We start from the raw sequence: 19,983 nt of genomic DNA on the forward strand, positions 1-19,983 counted from the left end.
GTAGTGCGGTACACACCCGACCCATGGCGAAGGCGAAGACGCACTACACCTGTCAGGCGTGCGGGTACCAGACGGCGAAGTGGCTGGGGAAGTGCCCGGACTGTGGCGCATGGAGCTCGCTGCTCGAGGAAGCCGGGGCGAAGCAGGACGAGAAGCGCCCGGCCTGGGGCGCCTCGGGTGGGGCGGCGAAGCCCATGCTGCTCAAGGATGTCAGCGGTGACGCGGAGGTGCGCCAGCGCACCGGCATCGCGGAGTTCGACCGGGTGCTGGGCGGCGGCGTGGTGGCGGGCTCCGTCGTCCTCCTGGGCGGCGACCCCGGCATCGGCAAGTCCACGCTGCTGCTCGCGGCGCTGGACAAGCTCGCGCGCCAGGGCGCGGTGCTCTACGTCTCCGGCGAGGAGAGCCTGCGCCAGACGAAGATGCGCGCCGAGCGGCTGCGCGTGGAGGGCGACTGCATCCACCTGTTCGCGGAGACGGACGCGGAGCGGGTGCTGGCCGCCGCCGAGTCGCTCCAGCCGCGCGCGCTGGTGGTGGACTCCATCCAGACCATGTACCTGCCGGAGCTGGGCAACGCGCCGGGCAGCATCACCCAGGTGCGCGAGGTGGCCGGGCGGCTGATGGCCTACGCCAAGCGCACGGGGGTGCCCACCTTCATCGTGGGCCACGTGACGAAGGAGGGCTCCATCGCCGGCCCCCGCGTGCTCGAGCACATGGTGGACACCGTCCTCTACTTCGAGGGCGAGCGCGGCCACCCGTTCCGAATCCTGCGCGCGCACAAGAACCGCTTCGGCTCCACCAACGAGATTGGCGTCTTCGAGATGAAGGGCGCGGGGCTGGTGGAGGTGACGGACCCGTCCGCGCTCTTCCTGTCCGAGCGCCCCGCGGGCAAGTCCGGCAGCGTCGTCACCAGCACCCTCAACGGCACCCGCCCCCTGCTGGTGGAGGTGCAGGCGCTGGTGGCCCCCACCGGCTACGGCACCGCGCGGCGCACCGCCATCGGCGTGGACAGCAACCGCGTGGCCCTGCTCGCCGCCGTGCTGGAGAAGAAGGAGGAGATTCCCCTCGTCGGGTGTGACTTGTTCGTCAACGTCGCGGGCGGCATGCAGCTCAACGAGCCCGCGTGCGATTTGGCCGTCTGCGCGGCCCTGGTGAGCAGCCTGCAGAACCGGCCGCTGGACCCGCACACGCTGGTGCTGGGCGAGGTGGGCCTGGCGGGCGAGGTGCGCGCGGTGGGCCAGGTGGAGCCCCGGCTCGTCGAGGCGGCGAAGATGGGCTTCAAGCGGGTGGTGATGCCCGCGGGCAGCGCCCGCCGCATGGAGGCCACGAAGCTGCGCGTGGTGGGCGTGGAGACCCTGGGCGACGCGCTCCGGGCCATGTTCGACTGACGGCCCTACCTCCGCGTGGGACCGGACGGAGCGGGCGTCGCGGGCCGCGTGTCGTAGCGGCCCCGGGCCGTCTGGATGGCGGTGCGGCTCCGCAGCGCCCACCGGGCCAGCACCTGGACGGGCTCCAGCAGCGTATGCCCCAGGGGCGTCAGCGCGTACTCCACCCGGGGCGGCACCGTGGGGTACTGCGTGCGCGTCACCAGCCCGTCCCGCTCCAGCCCCCGCAGGGTGAGCGTCAGCATCCGCTGGGAGATGCCCTCGATGCCGCGCTTCAAGTCACTGAAGCGCAGCGGCCCCTCCCCCAGGCTGCCCACGACGAGCACGCTCCACTTGTCGCCCACGCGCGTGAGGATGTCGCGCACCGCCAGACAGGACTCGGTGGCGCCGTGGGGGGTCTTCGAGCGGGAGCGCTTCGCGGGAGGCGGTGACATGGATGTGCCTTCTTGCGGACAAATCGGGCCACCGTTACAGGTGCGCCGGTTACCCGTTGTAACCGACGAACCTTTCGGAACCCACTCCCATCAGGAGCCGTCCCCCATGACGACCGCCGCCCCCACCGCCATCCCCGCATCCAAGCCCTGGGCCCTCTGGACGGGCCGGGTCCTCTCCGGCCTCGTCGTCCTGGCCCTGGTCGCCAGCGCGTCCATGAAGCTGCGTCAGCCCCCGGAGGTGGTGGAGGGCTTCGCGAAGTCGGGCTTCCCGGCGTCGGTGCTCTTGCCCATCGGCGTCGTGGAGCTGCTCTCCGCGCTGCTCTACGCGGTGCCTCGCACGGCGGTGCTGGGGGCCATCCTCGTCACCGGCTACCTGGGCGGCGCCACGGTGACGCACGTGCGGCAGGGCGACTCGTTCCTCGTGCCCGTGCTGCTGGGCGTCATCGCCTGGGGCGGCCTGTTCCTGCGCGACGCGCGCGTGCGGGCGCTGCTGCCCCTGCGCGGCACCAACTAGGCAGCCTCCATGCATGCCGCCGCGCCCTCGTTCTCGGCGGGGACGCGGCGGACAAGAGGGAGGTCGCCGCCGGCTACCAGGTCACGACGAAGGTGCAGGAAGCGCCGCCCTTCTGACGGCAGCCTTGGTTCGGGTCATGCGTGACGACGGCGTGGGGCATGAAGCGCTGGGCCATGCCCTTGATGAGGCCCTGGTCGAACCGGCACGGATAGGGATTGCCGCACACCACGTGGCCCTCGCTCTTCCCGGGCACCGCGCTGTACGAGTAGTGGCCGATGCCGTCCGCCATCTCCCCCGTCAGGGGGTTGAACATCGACTTGCCGTTCTTCCGGTGGTTCATGTGGAAGGCGACGTCGATGGAGGCGAGCGCCTTGTGGATGTCGGTGATGTCCGCCGGGAACGCGGCGTTCTTCGGAATCATCGAGCCGACCTTCTCCAGGCCGCGCCCTCCCAAGAGGGAGTCGATCTTCCGGTACGCCTGGAGGTAGTCCTCCAGGGGGTACCAGGCCGCCACGTCGATGGCGCGCTCGGCGCCCGCCCCGCGCGCGGGGACCTTCATCACGTCCAGCAGCGCGCTGACGAGGACGGAGAACGACTGGATGGCCTCCACGATGGAGGCCACGCTCGCGCCCGTGACGGTGATGCCGGGCTCGTGGGTGACTTGAGACATGTGAGTTCAGGGTTCCTGAGAAGGGTTCGGAAGGCTACCGGCCACCCGCGTCGAGGGCGCGGTGGGCGGTGTGGTTGCGCAGGTACAGGAAGCACTCCTTCAGCCCGTCACGCAGGCTGCCGAGCGTCTTCACGTCCCGCAGGTCGACTCCAATCTGCGTGAGCGTCTGGGCGATGACCGGGCTGATGCCCGTCACCACGCAGTAGGTGCCGAGCAGGCGGGCGGCGTTCACCATCTTCACGAAGTGGTTCGCGGTGGAGGTGTCCACCACCTCCACGCCCGTGATGTCGATGATGGCGCAGCGGGCCTTGCCCTGGGAGATGCGGTGGAGCAGCCGCTCGGTCATCTCCAGCGAGCGCTGGGTGTCCACCACGCCGACGATGGGCAGCGTGAGCACGTCCTCCCACAGCTCGATGATGGGCGTGGACAGGTCGCGGATGGCCAGCCGCTGCTTCTCGATGGTGGAGAGCTTGTCCTCCAGCTCGCGCCGGGCCGCGTCGAGCTTGAGCATCGACTGCTCGCTCTCCTGGACGGACGCGTGGAGCTGGCGGGCGAAGAGGTTGATGGTGTCCTCGAACGAGGAGAACACGTCATGGTTCTCCACCGTGATGAGATGCTCGTCCGGGTTGAACTCCCCGAGCGAAATCATCGCCAGCACGTCCCGGATGCGCTCGAGACGCTCGAGGTTGATTTCGATGACCTGCGGTTGCGACTGATTCATGGGCGATGAGGCCCGGGCCGTGGACGAGGGAGTTGGCGTTGGACGGCCCGAAACGTGATTCGACACACCAAGGTATGCCCAAAACCTCTCAATGCTTCAAATGGGTGGACATGGACCCGGATGAAACATTGAAAAGCCCGCCTCCCGGCCAATCCCTCTCAAACCAGGGACTCAAACCCTGACGGACGGGCGAGCGCTCGCGGACCGCATGCGCGACAACGCTTCGCGTCGAGGACGCGGGGGCGCGCGTGGGGGCTTCTGGACGCCCGCGGAGTCCGGGAGTGCGGAGCAGTCGACGCTCGCGGCGGGCCCGGCGTCCACGGGTGGACGGGATGTGGGAGTCGCTGACGCACCGGTGACGCGGCGTGACTAGGACAGGGGGCATGGCGTCCATCGTCCCTCCCGAGCTCCGCGCCGTCGTCGCGGAGGTGAAGCCCCGGCTGCGAGGCGTGTCGCACGCGCTCGCGTTCCTCGCGGCGCTGTGCGGCTTCATCGTGCTCGCGCTCGCGCCCGCGCGGGGCCTGCAGCACTTCGCCGACTGCGTCTTCGGCCTGTCGCTGGTGCTGATGTTCGGGACCAGCGCCACCTACCACGTGCCCACGTGGGGCCCCGCCGCGTACCAGCGCCTGCGGAGGATGGACCACGCGGCCATCTATCTGCTCATCGCGGGGACCTTCACGCCGCTGGCCACGCTGGACGCACCGGACGCGTGGACGCGGCACCTGCTCTGGGTGATGTGGGCCTGCGCGCTCACGGGCGCGGGCCTGTCGCTCTTCGGCATCTCCGGCACGCGAGGGGTGCGCTCGGTGCTCTACGTCATCCTGGGCGCGCTCTCCGCCCCGGTGATGCTGCGGCTGCCCTCCGTGGTGGGCACCCCGCGCGCGACCTGGCTCGTCGTGGGCGGGCTGCTCTACGCGGTGGGCGCCGTCGTCTACGCGCGCAGGTGGCCCAACCCCCACCCCACCGTCTTCGGCTACCACGAGGTCTTCCACCTCATGGTCATCGCCGCCGCCTCCACGCACTACCTGGTGCTCGTCGACTTCCTCTGGAGCCGGTGACGACGGGGTGACGGCGCGTGCCCGCACCAGGACGATGCGTGCATGCGTCCTCGCGCGCTTCCTCTAGGGGCCCGGGCGCGCTCCGTCCCGAAGCCAGACATGGGGTGAAACCCACGCATGCGCCGAAATGAAACCCCATTGAGGGGTTACCAACTTCTCGCGTGCGTTGGCGCGCATTCCAGGTAGTTTGCCATTGCGGTTCCCCCTCCTCGAGGTCTCTCCATGGTCGCCAGGCAACGCGCTGCTCCCCCCGCCCCGCCGGTTTCCAAGGGAGAGCGAAGGGACGGCTTCGCGTTCCGCGCGGGGCGTGTGTCGCTGGACCTGCCGGCGACGCTGGCGGGGCGGCTGAAGGAGACGAGCCAGGAGCTGCTCCAGACGCCGAGGGATTTGACCCGGTGGCTCATCGCCGCGGGGCTGGCGGCGCAGGTGCAGGAGGCCACGCTGGAGGAGCTGGCCCAGGCGCGCGAGCTGCGCGAGGCGCTCCACCGGCTGGCCCTGGCGCGCGCGCGCGGGGAGAACTTCTCCGCGAGGGACCGCTCCATCCTCAACCGCTGGGCCGCGGAGCCGCCGCCCGCGCCGCAGCTGGGGCCGCGTGGGCTGTTCTGGGCGGGCGCGGACGTGCGAGGACTTTTGGTGACGGTGGCGCGCGACGGCGCGGAGCTGCTCGGCGGCGAGCTGGCGGAGCGCGTGCGGACGTGTGAGCAACAGGACTGTGGCCTGCTCTTCGTGGACACCTCGCGCTCGGGGCTGCGGCGCTGGTGCTCCATGTCCGGCTGCGGCAACAAGGCCAAGGTGGCCGAGTTCCGGCGTCGGCAGCGGCAGGAAGCCCGCTAGCCACCGCGCGCCAGGGCCAGCAGCTTCTGGGCGCGGGCCTCCAAGGCGGCGCGCAGCCCGTCGGGGCGCTGGATGTGGAACGCGAAGGGCAGCCGCGACAGCTCCCGGGCGAACCAGTCCAGGTCATCCGTCTGTCCCGACAGCCGCACGCCGCCGGGCACCGCCTCCAGCACGCCCAGCGTGGCGAAGAGGTGCTGGCGCGCCCGGTCCAGGTCCGTGTCGAGCAGCACCTCCACCGCGAACGCGCGCGGCAGCGACGCCACCGCGGCCTCCACGTGCGCCAGCGCGTCGAAGCCGTCCGGCCGCGTGAAGTAGACGTCGAGCGGGAGCACCGAGCGCACCCGGTCCAACCGGAAGGTGCGCAAGTCCTCGCGCAGGTGACAGACGCCCACCGCGTACCAGCGCCCGCCGCGCCAGACCAGGCCATACGGGTCGAAGTCGCGCTCGGTGTCCTCCTCGCGCGCGCCGCGGTAGCCCAGGCGCACGCGCTTGCGCAGCTGGGCCGCGGAGCTCAGTGAGACGAGCGCGGTGTTGTCCGCCATCTCACGGGCGCGGGAGATGTCGAGCGTCACCGACTCGTCCACGGAGCGCACGCGCCGCTTCAGCGTCGCGGGCATCACCCGCTCCAGCTTCGCCTGGGCGCTGGCCACCGCCGGGGCCGCCTCCGCCAGGCCCAGCCCGCGCGAGGCGAGCAGCCCCACCGACAGCGCCAGCACCTCGTCGTCGGTGAACATCATCGGCGGCAGCTTGAAGCCCGCCACCAGCATGTAGGCGCCGTCCCGGCCGCGCTCGGCGGTGATGGGGATGCCCAGCTCCTCCAGCTTCAGGATGTAGCGGCGCACCGTGCGCCGGTCCACCTCCAGCCGCCGCGCCAGCTCCGAGCCGCTCATCCGCCCATGCGTCTGCAGCAACTCGAGCACGGTGAGCACGCGCGTGGTGGGCCGGGACATGGGTCGGGAACCTAACGCCAGGCGGCGCCCGAATCAGGACCGATTCCGCCCTACATGCTCCGTACGGTGCCGCCCTCCCCGCTCCCCCCTCGAGGGCGCCCCATGACGCAGACGTCCCATCTCTGGCTGTTCTTCGTGCTCGTGTTCGGAATCATCATCCTGCCCGGGCTGGACATGGCCTTCGTGCTGGCCAGCGCCCTGATGGGAGGACGGCGCGCGGGGCTGGCCGCGGTGGGCGGCATCATCTCCGGCGGCGTGTGTCACGTGGTGGTGGGGGCGACGGGGGTGGCGGTGCTGCTCACGGTGATGCCCGCCGCGTTCAACGTGTTGCTCTGGGTGGGGGCGCTCTACGTGGCGTGGATGGGGGTGGCGCTGGTGCGAAGCCCGTCCACCTTCTCCCCGTCCTCGCAAACCGGCCAGCGCTCCGCCCTGGCGACGTTCCGCCGGGGAGCGCTCACCAACCTGCTCAACCCGAAGGCCTACGTCTTCATGCTCGCCGTGTTCCCGCAGTTCCTGCGCGAGGCGTACGGGCCGCTGTGGCTCCAGGCCCTCGTGCTGGGGTCCATCATCGCGCTGACCCAGGGCGCGGTGTACGGCGCCATCACCCTGGTCGCGGACCGCGCGCGCGGCTGGCTGGAGTCACGCCCCTCCGCCAGCGCGCGCGTGGCTCGAGCCGTGGGAGGCCTCATGGTGCTCGCCGCCGTCGTCACCGCCCTCGAGGGCTGGCGCGGCACCTGAAGCCGCCCACTCATGTGCGTCGGACGCGTGTCGAGTGGATGGCTCTCAGGATGAGTAGCAGCACCACCGCTCCGATGAAGGCCACGAAGATGGTCCCGGCGAGTCCGCCGAAGGGAGTGCCCGCCCCCAGGGCACGGAAGATGAAGCCGCCCAGGAACGCTCCCACCACACCCACGACGATGTCGCCGATGAGCCCGTAGCCCCCGCCGACCACGGCCGACGCCAACCAACCGGCGATGAGGCCGATGACCGCCCACACTAGAATCGTTTCCAAAGACATCTCTTCCTCCTCGGGTCGCACTGATGTGTCTGGCGCAAACCTAAGCACGCTGGGTCGCGCTCAAACGGAGGCCGGCACGTTCGCAGGGCAGGCAGGCGGACTCGAGGCGGGTTTAAACTGACTTTCTGCTATTTCGGAGTTAGCTCATGAGCGCGTCTGCCAAGGAGAGCGCCCATGGGTCGTCATCGGAATGATTCACTGTGGATGAAGTGTGGAGCACTGCTGTGGGCCGGGGCCCTGGTGGGGTGTGGAGGGGCGGAGGTGGGAGCTGGGCCGGTGGAGGCCCGTGGGGCGCAGGGGCTTGCGGCCTGCGCGTATGTGATTACGACGAACACGTACGTGGGGGCGGACTGGTGGGGAACGCTCGTCTTCAAGAACACGGGCACGGCGGCGATGACGAGCCCGACGATTGCGTTCGGCGTCCCCAGCGGCGTGACGTGTGACCACGACGAGCCGGGGTGGACGCACACGCAGAGCGGGAGCACGTGCACGTATTCGCGCACCTCGGGGCTGACGGTGGGGGTGAACGCGTCCTACACGTTCTACTACTCGACGAACTCGAACACGTCGTGGACGGCGAGCAACGTCGTCATCAGCGACCCGAGCTGCGGGAGCACGCCGCCTCCGACGGGGAACGGGCTGACGGAGAACCAGAAGAAGGTGTCGGAGGGCCTCACGAGCATCTGGGAGAACGACACGCCGGTGCTCGCGTATGCGTACTCGGAGAACATCCAGGACGGGCGCGGGTATACCAGCGGGCGCGCGGGGTTCTGCACGGGCACGGGCGACGCCATCCAGGTCATCCAGTGCTACAACGCGCGGCGCAGCGCGGCCAATGGCAACCTGATGGCCAAGTACATGCCGGGGCTGACGACCATCAACAACCGCTTCCTGTCCACGGGGCAATCGCAGCCATCCACGTCGGAGCTGGATGTCCTCGGCAACTGGCGGGCGGACTGGGGCACCAGCTACAACAACAACACCACGCGCGCGGACTTCAAGGCGTGCCAGGACCAGGTCAGCGACCAGTTCTATTACACGCCGGCCATGGCGGAGGCGAACAAGTGGGGCGCCACCAGCGCGCTGTCGAAGATGGCGCTGTATGACGCGTACATCAACCACGGCGAGTCGGGGGTGAAGAGCCTGGTGCGCGCGGCCAACAACGCGCTGGGCAACACGGGCCAGGTGGCGCCGGCGGTGGGCTACAACGGCATCACCGAGTCGTCGTGGCTGCAGCGCTTCCTGGAGAAGCGCCGCGACGTGCTGGCGGCCGACTCCACGTGGCTGCAGGCCATCGACCGCGTGGCCGCGTACGAGAAGCTGCGCCGCCGGGGCAACTGGGACCTGTCCGCGGCCGTGCGCAACGACGTGCGCGCCAGCGACTGCTGGGGTTCCTCCTATCCGTTCAGCGGCTACACCGTGCGCAACATCAACGCGGACGGCACCTGGAGCACGCCCGGCTCGTACACGTTCTCGTGTCAGTGAGGGGTGTCCGAGCGCCCGGAGGGCGTGACTCCGGGCGCGGGACGTGGGCGGCGCGGCCAGGGCACCATGAGGAGCAGACACACGAGGAACCCCAGGCCGCTCACCGCCATCGAGACGCCCTCGCCCGGAGGTGAGTAGCGCCACACCACGCGGTGGGCACCCGGCGGGACGGCCACCGCGCGCAGGGCGTGATTGGCGACGAGGACCTCCGTCGGCACGTCGTCCACGGTGGCGCTCCAGCCGGAGAAGTATGCATCCGAGAGCACCAGGACCGCCGGGTGCTTCGCCTGCACCGTCACCTCCACCTCGTCCACCCCGTACCGCTCGAGCCTGGCCTGCCCCAGTGGCTCACCCTCGGGCGGCACGGGCAACGGCTCGTGGCACTCCACCACGGCCTGGACTCCGGGAACGAAGCCCGGCGAGGAGAGCAGCGCCAGTCCCTCCTCGGCGTTCGCCACGCACAGAGGCCTGGCGAGATACACCCGCGAGAGCGGACGGGGATGCGCGAGCAGCGCCACGTGGAACGGCTCGCTCGTGGCGAGCACCGCGCTCTGCAGCCCCCGGGCCTTCACCTGTTGCTCATCGGCCACGAAGTACCCGACGCCCGCGAGCGGCCCGAAGCGGTTCCACCACTGCTGCGGGTCCTTGAGCAGGTCCGCCACGCGAGCGGACAGCGCGGGCAGATACCAGTTCGCGCTCTCCACGCCCCAGGACGCGGCCGAGTCCGCCGCCAGCACCACGCGCGCGCCCGCCACCTGCGTCTCGTCCGGGCTCAAGCCCTCCATCGTCTCCGGCAGGGCGATGCCCGCGGCCGTGAAGACACGCGCCCGTCCCTGCAAAGGCGCCCCCACGCGCTGCTGGAGCGTCTCGACGAACGGTGGCGGCGCATCGAGCAGACTCCGCGCACAGGAGACATACGCGGGCTCCGTGGCGCGCCCGAGGTCGACGGCCAGCAGCGCCACCCACGCCACGCCCACCCGCCGCGCGGGCACGCGCAAGAGGGCCACGCCGCCCATGGCGATGCAACTGACGGCCACGCAGGCCGCATCCACCGTGAGCCGCTCGCCCAGCTGGCGCGCCACCTCCCGCCACACCTCCGCGGGCCCCGAGTAGAGCCCCCGCAGGGACTCCACCAGCCACAGCCCCGTCCCCGTCATGGCCAGGAGCAACACCCCCACGCCCGTGCCCAGCAGACCCCACGCCGCGCGTCGACGCTCGTCCCGCGTGCGCTCCAGCAGCACGTCCGCGCCCCACGCGGCCAGCACGGCCAGCCAGAACGTGGCATGCACCGTGAGCTTCTCCGGATAGCGGAAGGCCCTCCAGGGCGGCAGCAGCTCATAGACCCACCCGTAGAGCGGCGTGTGTCGGCCGAGCATCAACAGCCCCGCCAACCCCACGAACCCGAGCGCCAGTTGCACCCAGCGCTCCCGACGCCGCGCCCACGCCGCCACGCCCGCCAGGAACAACACGGGCAGGCCCACGTAGAGCGAGCGCGCCCAGAAGTCCGTCGTCCCCAGGCTCAACAACCCCTGGGCCACCGCGCCCCGGAGCGGCGGCTCCAGCGCCAGGACATTGCCCACCGTCATGTCCAGCACCCGCAGCGGATGCACGGACCACAGCTGCGCGGCCTCCGCGGTGCGCCGCTGCGCGAAGGTCTCCGGCAACACCGACGCGGAGGCCCAGAGCTGCGCGGCGGCCACCACCACCGCGAGCAGGAGCCCCGCCCCCGCCACCAGCGCCGCGCGGCGTCGCGTCACGCCCTCACCCAGCGGCCCCAGGAGCACCACCAGCGCCACCGTGGCGCCGCCCACCGTGAAGCCCTGTGGATCTCCCGCGAGCAGCACCAGCGCCAGCGTCACGCCCAGCGCGCCCGCCGCCGCCCGCGAGGCCCGCGTCAGCACCGCGTCCGAGAACAGCAGGAGCCACGGCAGCATGGCCGCGGCCTGGAGGTACAACAGGTTGCTGGTGAGGCTGACCAGATAGCCGCTCAGCGTGAAGGCGAGCGCCCCCAGCACGGAGGCCTCGATGCCCACCCGCCGCGCCCTCAGGAACAGGTACGTGCCCGTGGCCGCCAGCGGATAACACGCGAGCACCATCACCGTGAGGGCCACCGGGCCGTCGAACAGCAGCATCAGCACGTTGGCCGGGTGGAATGCGCCCGTGACGGTGGCGCCCGCGAAGGGCTGGCCCAGCGCGTTGAAGGGATACCAGCTGGGCCACGCGCCCTGGCTCACACACGTCGCCCAGTACTCCCGCGTCGGGGCGTACACGCGCAGCATGTCCCGCTCACAGAACACGCCCCCCGAGGCGAGCAGCCGATGGAAGAACAGCAGCGTCCCGAGGACCGAGGCCCCCAGGACGAGGAGGCCCTCGCGCGCGCGGGTCGAAAGAGGAGAGGACATGCGGTGCCCGTCTTCTAGCAGAGGAGGCAGGGCCCTCGAAGCGGGGCTCGGCTAGAGTCCGGCCCACGCATGAGCCCGGAGCGCCGAAACACCTTCCGCTGGAGGGACGTCCCCCACCTGTTGTCGACGCGGCTGCTCGCGGCGTTCCTCGTCCCCACCCTGCTCATCCTCGCGGTGACGGGCACGGCGGTGTACCAGCTGGCGCGCGCCATCCTCGAGGAGGAGCTGGGCACCAGCCTCTCCAACATCGCCGCCGCCACCGCCAGCCAGCTCAACGGCGAGCGAATGCTCACCATCGAGCCCGGCGACGACGTGGGCGGCACCCGGACGTGGCGCAACGTGGTGCGCCTGCTCGAAGGCGTGCGCGAGGCCAGCAACGTGCGCCGCGTCTTCGCCGTGGACGTGCAGGGGCGCGTGCGCGCGGACGTGGGCGGCGGCCTGCCCGTGGGCGCGGAGGTGCCGGAGCTCGCGCGAGACAGGCTGGAGCTGGCGCGCGTCTTCGCCGGCCAACACGCCGCCAGCCAGGTGCTCTTCACCGGCTCCGACGGGCGCCTCTACAAGACGGGCTATGCCCCCATCACCCAGTCCGGCCAGGTGGTGGGCGCGGTGGGCGTGGAGGGCAGCGCGGCCTTCTTCGGCCCCCTGCAGCGGCTGTCGCGCACCTTCGCCATCATGGGCGCGCTCGCCCTCGCCGCCCTCGCCGTCATCGCGCTGCTCACCGCGCGGGGCCTGTCGCGCCCGCTGCGCCGGCTGATGGACTCCGCCCTGCGCATCGGCCGGGGCGACCTCACCACGCCCGTGCCCCCCGAGCCCACGCGCGAAATCGGCGTGCTCGCGCGCGAGCTGGAGGTGATGCGCGGCGCGCTGGAGAGCCGCGACCGACAGCTCAAGATGATGCTCGCCGGCGTGGCCCACGAGGTGCGCAACCCCCTGGGCGGCATCGCCCTGTTCTCCGGCCTGCTCCAGGAGGACCTCCGCGCCGGCGCTCACGAGGACGCCCGCACGCACGTCGAGCGCATCCAACGCGAGGTGGCCTTCCTGCAGCGCATCGTCGACGACTTCCTCGCCTTCGCCCGCGAGCAGCCCCTGGCCCGCGCGCCCGTGGAGGCCCCCGCGCTGCTGTCCATCGTCAGCGAGCTGTCCTCCGCGGAGGCCCAGTCCCGGGGCGTGGTGCTGGACGTGGAGGCCACGCCCGCCCTGCTCGAGGCCGACGGCAGCCTGCTCACCGCCGCCCTCCTGAACCTGGTGAAGAACGCCGTGCAGGCCTCGCCGTCCGGAGGCCACGTGCGCATCCACGGCGCCGTGCACGAGGGCCGCTACGCCATCCAGGTCCACGACGCCGGCGCGGGCGTGCCCGAGCTCCAGAAGGAGCGCATCTTCGAGCCCTTCTTCACCACCCGGGAGAAGGGCACGGGCCTGGGCCTGCCCCTGGCGCGCAAGATTGCCCGCGCGCACGGAGGCGAGCTGCACCTGACGTCCGCGCCGGGCGACACCACCTTCACCCTGACGCTGCCGTTGGGCGCTGTCAGCCCGCCTCGTTGAACTGACGCGCCATCTGCCCCACCTCGCCGGACACCTGCGCGAGCGTGCGCGTGGCCTCCTGGGTGGACTCCAGCCGCTTCATCGTCGCGTCCATGATTTGCGACAGGTCCGAGATGGCGATGGAGATCTGCGAGATGCCCGCGTTCTGCTGCGTCACGGCGGCGGCGATCTGCCGGGCCGCGGCCGAGTTCTCCTGCGACATCAACGACAGCGCCCGCAGCGAATCTCCCGACGCCCGCATCTGGTCCAGCCCCGAGCCGATGGTGCGCACGCCCTGCTCCCCCATGCGGGCCGCGTCCTGGATGCCCACGCTGACGTCCTGGAGCACGTCGCGGATGCGCTGCGTGGACTGCAGCGACTGGTCCGCCAGCGCCCGCACCTCGCGGGCCACCACGGCGAACCCCTTGCCCTGCTCCCCCGAGCGCGCCGCCTCGATGGCCGCGTTCACCGCGAGCAGGTGCGACTGCGCGGCCAAATCCTTCACCGTCTCCGTGATGTCGCCAATCAGCGAGGCGCTCCGGGCCAGCTTGTCCAGCCGCTGCTGGATGCCGTCCACCGCGCCGCGGATGTCCGCCAGCCCCGCCACGCTCTTCTCCACCGCCGCCTCGCCCTGCAGCCCCAGCGCCTCCGCGCGCCGCGCCACCTGCAGCACCGCCTCCGCCCGGTCCGCCGCCATGCTCGAGGTGCGGCGTATCTCCTCCGACGTCACCTGCGCCTGGTGCAGCGCCGCCGACTGCTTCGACAGGCTCTGCTGCTGCGCGTCGTTCGCCGCGCGCAGGTGGCCTCCCGCCTCCCCCAGCCGCGACGCCGAGGACTGCAACGTCAGGGGCAGTTGCCGCAGCCGCGCCAGCACCGCGTTCATCCCCGCGGCCAAATCCCCCATCTCGTCCGTGGACACCCACGCGGGCGCCACCACGCGCCCCGCCGCCACGGATTCAATCGCCTGCCCCACCGCGTCCGCCGCCCGCGCCTGCCTGCGCGCCAGCATCCACATGGTGATGCCCGGCAGCAGGAGCAGCCCGCCCACCCACGCCAGGCTGAAGGCCAGCTCCCCCGCCAGCACCCCGCCCAGCTCCATCAACATCCGCGCCGAGCGCCGCGCGCCCTCGGACTCCAACTGCAGCGCCAGCGTGTCCCGGATGGCCTCCAGCTTCACCACCACCACGCAGCCGCTGAGCACCAACGCGGAGATGATGGAGCCGCCGAAGGTGAAGGGCAGGAACCACGCCTGCCGGGGCCACGAGAAGCCGCCGCCCTCCTGCGCCACCATGGCGTGCTTGCGCTGCTCCTCCAACGCCAGCGGCAACAACATCCGCTCGAGCGAGACGCTGATGGGAAAGCCCAGCAGCACGCCACAGCACACGCCGATGATGGTCCCCAGCACCACCTGCGACACATCCTTGTGCCACGTCAGGCACACGTGGAGGCTGAACCAGAAGCCCCCCAGCGTCCACCCCACCCACGACGTCCCCACCGCCACGCGCCACGGCAGCCGCAGGATGCGCTCCAGCCGCTCACCGGGCTTGTCGCCCGCGCGCGAGCGCAGCGCGTTGCCCACCATCCATCGCATCAGCAGCGCGGGGTAGAGCATCCCCAGGCCCACCAGGATGGGCGGCAGCACCCACGCCACCGCCCTCACGCCCTCCCACCCGGCGACCCCCATGGACATGCCGTTGAGGTACGCCGCGATGGGCGCCGCGGGAACCACCCACGACAGGAACACCCTGAGCGCGCGCCAGCGATACTCGCGAATCAACGAATCTTCGATGCTCATGCGGGCTTGCCTTCCCGCGCCTCCGGCCATGGGACGCGGTGAATCCAGGAATGGAGGGATGGCGAATGGCCCCCATTCTCCGCACGTCGTCGAGGGGAAAGCGAGCGGCGCACGCCCGGTTCCAGACATTGCACTCCCGTCAGCCGGGCGCTCGTCGAAAGGCATACACAACCGGGAAATCACCCTCCTTGGGAAAGGTTGAGCAAGAAGACAGACGCGGCGATTTCGGCCTCAATCCACACAGCAGGCGCGGATGGCGGAGGTGTAGAGGCGCAGGGACTTGCGCGTGGCGTCGAGCACCCGAGCGGGCTCGTCCCCCGTGGGGTCCGTGCAGAGCTTGATGATTTCGAGCGCCTCCACCGGGTGCAGGTCGTCATAGCGCGCGTGGGCCTTGAGCCACATCATCGCGCTGGCGTCGATGCGCGCGCCGACCGAGGCATAGGCGCGGAAGGGCTCCACCACGTCGCGCGTCCACACGCCGGTGACACCCTCGATGGCCCAGTTGGACGCGGCGATGCCCTCCGCCAGCGTGCCGCAGGCGCAGGTGTCGCGCAGGTGCGCGTGCAGCGCCAGGACCTCCGGCAGCGGCCGCACCCGGAAGAGCGCCTCGGGCTCCAGGCCGAGCGCGCGCACCCAGTCGATGAACCACTCGGCGTGCCGCGCCTCCACGGCCAGGTTCTGCAGGAGCCAGCGGCGGATGCTCGCGTCCCCCTCGGAGCGGCCGTACGACGTCTTGGCCAGCGACAGCGCCATGTACTTGGGGAAGGACTCGACGATGAGGAAGAACTGCGACAGCACGCGGCGCCAGTGCGCCAGCGGCGGGCGCCGTCCCTCGGCGGTGTCACGGAACAGCGGAGGCCAACACGCCGCGTCCCAGTCCCGACGGGTCGAATCCAGCATGGACTCGAGCCAGCGGGGATGCGCCGACGGGTTCAGTGGTGGAGGCCCATAGCGCTGCACGGGCACTCGAGACGTGAGGCTGCGCACTTCCTGCTCGGAAGACGACATGGCGGCACGACGCTCCTGCATCCCGGCGGGTTCCAGACCGACATGGCCCCCCTCACCCGCCAGAGCGGCCCCATAGTGGTGACAGCACCTCCACGTGGCCACGCGACTGTCGTCGCCCGACGGTTTTCTCACCGCCTTGTTTCAGATTTCATCCGGGGACCCCTGGGGGCGTCGCGCGCCCCACAGCGCGCCTGTCTCTACGACCTACGCCGACCCCGCTGGGGCTCACTTCGTGCGGGCCACGTGGCGGCGCGCCTTCTCCAGCATGCGCTGGAGCGGCGCCTCGTCCGCGCGGGCGAGCGCCTCGTCCCAGGTGAGCCACTGCGCGCCGGAGGACTCGTGGGGGTCGTGCGCGAGCGACGCCGGGTCCTCGGCCACGACGAGGTAGCGCACGTCCAGGTGCTGGTGCTCGGGCTCGTCGCGCCGCGCGGGGATGGTGTGGACGTCCACGTCCAGCGGGCGGGGCGCGGTGGGGTGGAGCACCACGCGGCACCCGGTCTCCTCGCGCGCCTCGCGCAGCGCGGTGGCCTCCATGTCTCCGCCGTCCACCGGGTCCGCGTGTCCGCCCGGCTGCAGCCACCGGTGGAGCTTGCCGTGCAGCACCATCACCACGCGCTCGCCCTGGGGGTCCACCACCACGGCGCTGCCGGTGAAGTGGGCGGTGAGCTGCGCGCGGGAGAAGGGGGAGGCGAGCGTGGCCGCGTGCTGGCGCATCCGCTCCAGGTCCTGGCGCTCCCGGTCGTCCCCGGGGACGTGGCGCGACAGGAGCTCCCGCAGGGCGTGGGCGTTCTGGGATTCCATGCGCGACCACGTATCTCCGGCGGGCCCTCACACGCCAGCGCCTTCTGGAAGCGGCCGGCCTGCCCGGAGCGGTGTAGGGTTCGCCCGGGTGTGTTCTCATGCGGACGCACCCGGGACCCGAGGGCCAGCACCTCCATGGCGCGCATTCTCGTCATCGACGACCACGACACCCTCCGCGAGGGGATGACCGTCTCGCTCACGCGCTCCGGCCACGCCGTGTCCGCCGTGCGCGGCGGCGCGGACGGGCTGGCCGCCTACCGCAAGGCCCCGTTCGACCTGGTCGTCACGGATTTGAAGATGGACGGCATGGACGGCATCGCCGTCACCCAGGCCCTCAAGGCGCTGGACGCCTCCGCCGTCGTCATGGTGGTGACGGCCTTCGGCACCATCGAGACGGCCGTGCGGGCCATGCAGGAGGGCGCCTACGACTTCATCACCAAGCCCTTCACGCCCGACGTGCTGCGCGCCAAGGTGGACAAGGGGCTGGAGCTGGCGAGCACCCGCCGGCGCGTGGAGAAGCTGGAGGGGCGCACCGCCGCGCACGACGCGGACGCGGCGCTCACGCACGGCAGCCTGGTGGGCGACAGCGAGCCCATGCAGAAGCTGCTCACCCAGGCGCGCAAGGCGGCGATGAGCGACGCCACGGTGCTGGTGCGCGGCGAGAGCGGCACGGGCAAGGAGCTCATCGCGCGCATGCTGCACCAGCAGTCCCCGCGCAAGGACGGGCCCTTCGTCGTGGTGCACTGCGCGGCGCTGGCGGAGACCCTCTTGGAGTCCGAGCTGTTCGGCCACGAGCGCGGCGCCTTCACCGGCGCGGTGAAGCGCAAGCTGGGCCGCTTCGAGCTGGCCGACGGCGGCACCCTCTTCCTCGACGAAATCGGGGAGATTCCCCACACGGTGCAGACCAAGCTGTTGCGCGTGCTCCAGGAGAAGGAGATCCAGCGCGTGGGCGGCGAGGAAACGCTCAAGGTGGACGTGCGCGTGGTGAGCGCCACGCACAGGGATTTGCAGGCCGAGGTGAAGGCGGGCCGCTTCCGCGAGGACCTGTACTACCGGCTGCACATCGTCCCGCTGCTGCTGCCGCCCCTGCGCGAGCGCCCCGAGGACATCTCCGCGTTGGCGCGCCACTTCGTCGCCAAGCACGCGGTGCGCGTCAACCGCCGGGTGACGGGGCTGGACGAGGGCGCCCTGCGCGCCCTGGCCCGCCACGCGTGGCCCGGCAACGTGCGCGAGCTGGAGAACGTGGTGGAGCAGGCGCTCGTCTTCGCCGAGGGCGAGGTGCTCACCGCCCAGGACCTGCCCGGCCACCTCACCGGCGGCACGCCGCGCATGGACGCGGGGCTGCCGGTGCCGCACGGCGACAGGCCGCTGCCGGACATCCTGGAGGACCTGGAGCGCCAGCTCATCGCCCGCGCCTACGAAAAGGCCGGCGGGGTGAAGACGGAGACCGCCCGCCTGCTGGGCATCAAGACGTCGGCGCTGTACTACAAGCTGGAGAAGTATGGCTTCCTCCCCAAGGGCACCGCGCCCGAGGAGGGGTGATCCTCGGAAATCCGTGACCCCTGGCCCGTCCCCCATGACTTTCCACCGGTCCCCCCACCCCACCCCGTCTCTCCAGGCGCACCCAGACGCCTGGAATCCCAGCGCTTTTCGCGCGGGGCCGGGACGCGGGGGCGACGCGAGGCTGGCATCCGGCTTGCTCATGAGGGGCCGTTGATGAACCCCCGCTCCCTCGTCCTCGCGTTGTGCCTGCTGGTGGGCGTGCCCACCTGGGCCGCGTCCGGCCTGGAGGCGGCGCGCGCGCGGGCGCAGGTGGCGAGGAGCGAGGCCCGGGGGCTGAGGACCCAGCAGCAGACGCTGCGGGACGAGCTGCAGGGTGTGGCCGAGCGCATCGAGACGCTGAAGGCCAAGGCCCAGGGGCGGCTGACGACGGGCACGGAGCTGGAGACGGCGCTGAGGCGCTCGCAGGAGCTGAGCGGCTCGCTCACGCAGCTGGCGCAGGCGGTGTCCACGGCGGAGGGCGAGTCGGAGCGCGCGCACGTGGCGCTGCACCAGGCGCTGTCGGACGAGCTCGCGCGGCTGATGACGGCCTGGGACAAGACGGCGGACCGCGCCCAGCGCGCCACGCTGCTCGAGGTGATGCGCACCACGCGCACGGAGCGCGACGCGGTGCGCCTGGCGCTGCCCGCCTCCAAGGTGCCCACGCTGGACAGGACGACGACGGGCGGCGACGACCCGGAGGACCTGCTGGAGCAGGCGGACACCCTGCGTGACGCCGAGGACAAGGTGCGCGAGCGGCTCAAGCTGATGCGCGCGCGCATCACCGAGGCGCGCGAGGAGCGCGACCTGGACCGCCGGATGAGTGACTTCCTCGGCGAGGAGTCGATGTTCGACGAGCAGGACCGGCGGCTGCGGCTCCGGATGAGCTCGGACCGGAGCCTGCGGGTGGAGCCCAGCGACCGCGGCGGCGGCATGTTCCAGAGTGACTCCGAGGGCTCGAGCGACTCGCCGCCCATGTCGGGCAACCCGGGTGCTCCCACGGGAGGGCCGGACCCCGGCCCCGAGACGCCCACCCCCAGTCGGCCCGAGCCCATGTCCGCCCGCGCCCAGGACCGCCGCCCGCTGGTGGACGGCGTGCGCGCCCAGGACCTGGCCGCCGGAGGGCCGGTGGACCTGACGGCCATGGAGGCCGAGGCGAAGCGCCTGGAGACCCTGGCGAAGGAGCTGGATGGACGGGCCGGCGCGCTGGAGCGCCGCGCGCAGGAGCTGACGAAGTAGGGGCCCCCGGGCTAGAGCAGCCCGGACTCGACCTCCAGCCGCACCACCGCGCGCAGCCGCACCTCCCGCTCGGGCGTACGGCCCTTGCCGCGGATGATGATGCTCATGGTGGGCGCGGCGACGAAGGGCTGCAGCTCCACGTCCGCCAGGTCCAGCCGCAGCGTGGGGTTGGGCGCGCGCGGGCTGCTCCTGGACAGGTCGTTCTTCCAGGCGATGCGCGACTCGCGGTCACCGGCGCGCACGAAGAACTCCACGTTGTCCAGGAAGCTGAAGTCCGCGTCGTTGGGGCTGAGGATTTGCAGCGAGAGCGAGTCGACGTGGACGGAGGTGGCCTCGCTCTTGGAGAGCCCCTGGTTCTTGAAGTCCTGGTTCTGGTCGAAGTCCATCCCCGCGAAGCTGCTGATGGCGGGGAAGGCGTTGAGCTCGGTGCTGCCGCCCGGCAGGCTCGCGGGCACGGTGGTCTCGCCCCTCACCTCGGTGATGAACGTCGACTGGGCGCAGGCGGCCAGCCCGAGGCCGACCGCCGCCGCGAGGAGTGAGGCAGGGCGCATTCCAACAATGTATCGGGCATGGGCCGTGTCGTCACCGTCGCCAGCCAACCGGCCGGCCCCG

Annotated in this window: 19 protein-coding genes; 9 read left to right on the plus strand and 10 right to left on the minus strand. The window is 71.4% G+C overall.

Features of this window, described 5'->3' with window-relative positions; genetic code table 11:
- The first annotated feature begins 23 nt into the window (after positions 1–23).
- A complete protein-coding gene (radA, locus tag LXT21_RS06185) occupies positions 24–1,385 on the plus strand; it encodes a DNA repair protein RadA (RefSeq protein ID WP_254037162.1) in 1,362 nt (453 codons plus the stop codon).
- Between the two features lie 5 nt (positions 1,386–1,390).
- On the opposite strand, the gene LXT21_RS06190 is transcribed toward radA, so the two are convergent.
- The gene (locus tag LXT21_RS06190; protein ID WP_254037163.1) at positions 1,391–1,816 is read right to left on the minus strand and encodes a winged helix-turn-helix transcriptional regulator; all 426 of its coding nucleotides are present in this window, start codon (positions 1,814–1,816) and stop codon (positions 1,391–1,393) included.
- A 106-nt stretch (positions 1,817–1,922) separates the two neighbouring features.
- Between LXT21_RS06190 and LXT21_RS06195 the strand changes: the two genes are divergently transcribed.
- Positions 1,923–2,330, plus strand: a complete 408-nt coding sequence (locus LXT21_RS06195) for a DoxX family protein (RefSeq protein ID WP_254037164.1) — start codon at positions 1,923–1,925, stop codon at positions 2,328–2,330.
- 73 nt (positions 2,331–2,403) lie between these two features.
- Here LXT21_RS06195 and LXT21_RS06200 read toward each other — a convergent pair whose 3' ends face one another.
- Positions 2,404–3,000, minus strand: a complete 597-nt coding sequence (locus LXT21_RS06200; RefSeq protein WP_254037165.1) for a hypothetical protein — start codon at positions 2,998–3,000, stop codon at positions 2,404–2,406.
- Between the two features lie 34 nt (positions 3,001–3,034).
- Complete coding sequence (locus tag LXT21_RS06205) at positions 3,035–3,721, minus strand: STAS domain-containing protein (protein ID WP_254037166.1); 687 nt, start codon at positions 3,719–3,721, stop codon at positions 3,035–3,037.
- Between the two features lie 383 nt (positions 3,722–4,104).
- Here LXT21_RS06205 and trhA point away from each other — a divergent pair, with 383 nt between their 5' ends.
- Together trhA and LXT21_RS06215 are read left to right on the plus strand one after the other, a co-directional pair.
- Positions 4,105–4,779 carry a PAQR family membrane homeostasis protein TrhA gene (gene trhA, locus LXT21_RS06210; protein ID WP_254037167.1) on the plus strand — a complete coding sequence of 225 codons (675 nt, stop codon included), beginning with the start codon at positions 4,105–4,107 and terminating at the stop codon, positions 4,777–4,779.
- A 222-nt stretch (positions 4,780–5,001) separates the two neighbouring features.
- Positions 5,002–5,613, plus strand: coding sequence for a CGNR zinc finger domain-containing protein (locus LXT21_RS06215; protein WP_254037168.1), 612 nt, complete (start codon positions 5,002–5,004; stop codon positions 5,611–5,613).
- Here LXT21_RS06215 and LXT21_RS06220 read toward each other — a convergent pair.
- A complete protein-coding gene (locus LXT21_RS06220) occupies positions 5,610–6,563 on the minus strand; it encodes a helix-turn-helix transcriptional regulator (RefSeq protein ID WP_254037169.1) in 954 nt (317 codons plus the stop codon). The two genes, LXT21_RS06215 and LXT21_RS06220, sit on opposite strands and share 4 nt — an antisense overlap.
- 102 nt (positions 6,564–6,665) lie before the next feature.
- Between LXT21_RS06220 and LXT21_RS06225 the strand changes: the two genes are divergently transcribed.
- Complete coding sequence (locus tag LXT21_RS06225) at positions 6,666–7,301, plus strand: LysE family translocator (protein ID WP_254037170.1); 636 nt, start codon at positions 6,666–6,668, stop codon at positions 7,299–7,301.
- A 10-nt stretch (positions 7,302–7,311) separates the two neighbouring features.
- Here LXT21_RS06225 and LXT21_RS06230 read toward each other — a convergent pair whose 3' ends face one another.
- Positions 7,312–7,581 (minus strand): GlsB/YeaQ/YmgE family stress response membrane protein, encoded by a 270-nt coding sequence (locus LXT21_RS06230; protein ID WP_046711358.1) that lies wholly within the window; start codon positions 7,579–7,581, stop codon positions 7,312–7,314.
- A 174-nt stretch (positions 7,582–7,755) separates the two neighbouring features.
- On the opposite strand from LXT21_RS06230, the gene LXT21_RS06235 reads away from it, so the two are divergent.
- Positions 7,756–9,066: a chitosanase gene (locus tag LXT21_RS06235; RefSeq protein WP_254037171.1), complete on the plus strand. Its 1,311-nt coding sequence runs from the start codon at positions 7,756–7,758 to the stop codon at positions 9,064–9,066.
- On the opposite strand, the gene LXT21_RS06240 is transcribed toward LXT21_RS06235, so the two are convergent.
- A complete protein-coding gene (locus LXT21_RS06240; protein WP_254037172.1) occupies positions 9,060–11,468 on the minus strand; it encodes a YfhO family protein in 2,409 nt (802 codons plus the stop codon). The genes LXT21_RS06235 and LXT21_RS06240 overlap by 7 nt on opposite strands.
- Before the next feature lie 69 nt (positions 11,469–11,537).
- Here LXT21_RS06240 and LXT21_RS06245 point away from each other — a divergent pair, with 69 nt between their 5' ends.
- On the plus strand, positions 11,538–13,010 hold the full coding sequence (locus LXT21_RS06245) for a sensor histidine kinase (protein WP_254037173.1): 1,473 nt from the start codon (positions 11,538–11,540) through the stop codon (positions 13,008–13,010).
- Here the strand turns inward: LXT21_RS06245 and LXT21_RS44760 are convergent.
- The 3 genes from LXT21_RS44760 to LXT21_RS06260 all read right to left on the minus strand — a co-directional run bounded on the left by LXT21_RS44760 (position 12,994) and on the right by LXT21_RS06260 (position 16,593).
- Entirely contained in the window at positions 12,994–14,784 is a 1,791-nt protein-coding gene (locus LXT21_RS44760) for a methyl-accepting chemotaxis protein (RefSeq protein WP_256571354.1), read from the minus strand. The genes LXT21_RS06245 and LXT21_RS44760 overlap by 17 nt on opposite strands.
- A 231-nt stretch (positions 14,785–15,015) precedes the next feature.
- Complete coding sequence (locus LXT21_RS06255) at positions 15,016–15,792, minus strand: TenA family transcriptional regulator (protein ID WP_254037174.1); 777 nt, start codon at positions 15,790–15,792, stop codon at positions 15,016–15,018.
- Between the two features lie 225 nt (positions 15,793–16,017).
- On the minus strand, positions 16,018–16,593 hold the full coding sequence (locus LXT21_RS06260) for an NUDIX hydrolase (RefSeq protein WP_254037175.1): 576 nt from the start codon (positions 16,591–16,593) through the stop codon (positions 16,018–16,020).
- A 135-nt stretch (positions 16,594–16,728) separates the two neighbouring features.
- Here LXT21_RS06260 and LXT21_RS06265 point away from each other — a divergent pair, with 135 nt between their 5' ends.
- Entirely contained in the window at positions 16,729–18,135 is a 1,407-nt protein-coding gene (locus LXT21_RS06265) for a sigma-54-dependent transcriptional regulator (RefSeq protein WP_254037176.1), read from the plus strand.
- A 174-nt stretch (positions 18,136–18,309) separates the two neighbouring features.
- Positions 18,310–19,371, plus strand: a complete 1,062-nt coding sequence (locus LXT21_RS06270; RefSeq protein ID WP_254037177.1) for a coiled-coil domain-containing protein — start codon at positions 18,310–18,312, stop codon at positions 19,369–19,371.
- A gap of 11 nt (positions 19,372–19,382) precedes the next feature.
- Here LXT21_RS06270 and LXT21_RS06275 read toward each other — a convergent pair whose 3' ends face one another.
- Entirely contained in the window at positions 19,383–19,922 is a 540-nt protein-coding gene (locus LXT21_RS06275; protein ID WP_254037178.1) for a hypothetical protein, read from the minus strand.
- Positions 19,923–19,983: the final 61 nt, after the last annotated feature.

The sequence above is a fragment of the Myxococcus guangdongensis genome (genome assembly GCF_024198255.1).
Lineage (GTDB): Bacteria > Myxococcota > Myxococcia > Myxococcales > Myxococcaceae > Myxococcus > Myxococcus guangdongensis.

Coding starts and splice junctions, on each gene's coding strand:
- LXT21_RS06190 (WP_254037163.1), bottom strand. CDS start 1,816: ATGTCACCGCCTCCCGCGAAGCGCTCCCGCTCGAAGACCCCCCACGGC.
- LXT21_RS06260 (WP_254037175.1), bottom strand. CDS start 16,593: ATGGAATCCCAGAACGCCCACGCCCTGCGGGAGCTCCTGTCGCGCCAC.
- LXT21_RS06240 (WP_254037172.1), bottom strand. CDS start 11,468: ATGTCCTCTCCTCTTTCGACCCGCGCGCGCGAGGGCCTCCTCGTCCTG.
- LXT21_RS06265 (WP_254037176.1), top strand. CDS start 16,729: ATGGCGCGCATTCTCGTCATCGACGACCACGACACCCTCCGCGAGGGG.
- radA (WP_254037162.1), top strand. CDS start 24: ATGGCGAAGGCGAAGACGCACTACACCTGTCAGGCGTGCGGGTACCAG.
- LXT21_RS06225 (WP_254037170.1), top strand. CDS start 6,666: ATGACGCAGACGTCCCATCTCTGGCTGTTCTTCGTGCTCGTGTTCGGA.
- LXT21_RS06270 (WP_254037177.1), top strand. CDS start 18,310: ATGAACCCCCGCTCCCTCGTCCTCGCGTTGTGCCTGCTGGTGGGCGTG.
- LXT21_RS06235 (WP_254037171.1), top strand. CDS start 7,756: ATGGGTCGTCATCGGAATGATTCACTGTGGATGAAGTGTGGAGCACTG.
- LXT21_RS06205 (WP_254037166.1), bottom strand. CDS start 3,721: ATGAATCAGTCGCAACCGCAGGTCATCGAAATCAACCTCGAGCGTCTC.
- LXT21_RS06195 (WP_254037164.1), top strand. CDS start 1,923: ATGACGACCGCCGCCCCCACCGCCATCCCCGCATCCAAGCCCTGGGCC.
- LXT21_RS44760 (WP_256571354.1), bottom strand. CDS start 14,784: ATGAGCATCGAAGATTCGTTGATTCGCGAGTATCGCTGGCGCGCGCTC.
- LXT21_RS06275 (WP_254037178.1), bottom strand. CDS start 19,922: ATGCGCCCTGCCTCACTCCTCGCGGCGGCGGTCGGCCTCGGGCTGGCC.
- LXT21_RS06220 (WP_254037169.1), bottom strand. CDS start 6,563: ATGTCCCGGCCCACCACGCGCGTGCTCACCGTGCTCGAGTTGCTGCAG.
- LXT21_RS06200 (WP_254037165.1), bottom strand. CDS start 3,000: ATGTCTCAAGTCACCCACGAGCCCGGCATCACCGTCACGGGCGCGAGC.
- trhA (WP_254037167.1), top strand. CDS start 4,105: ATGGCGTCCATCGTCCCTCCCGAGCTCCGCGCCGTCGTCGCGGAGGTG.
- LXT21_RS06255 (WP_254037174.1), bottom strand. CDS start 15,792: ATGTCGTCTTCCGAGCAGGAAGTGCGCAGCCTCACGTCTCGAGTGCCC.
- LXT21_RS06215 (WP_254037168.1), top strand. CDS start 5,002: ATGGTCGCCAGGCAACGCGCTGCTCCCCCCGCCCCGCCGGTTTCCAAG.
- LXT21_RS06245 (WP_254037173.1), top strand. CDS start 11,538: ATGAGCCCGGAGCGCCGAAACACCTTCCGCTGGAGGGACGTCCCCCAC.
- LXT21_RS06230 (WP_046711358.1), bottom strand. CDS start 7,581: ATGTCTTTGGAAACGATTCTAGTGTGGGCGGTCATCGGCCTCATCGCC.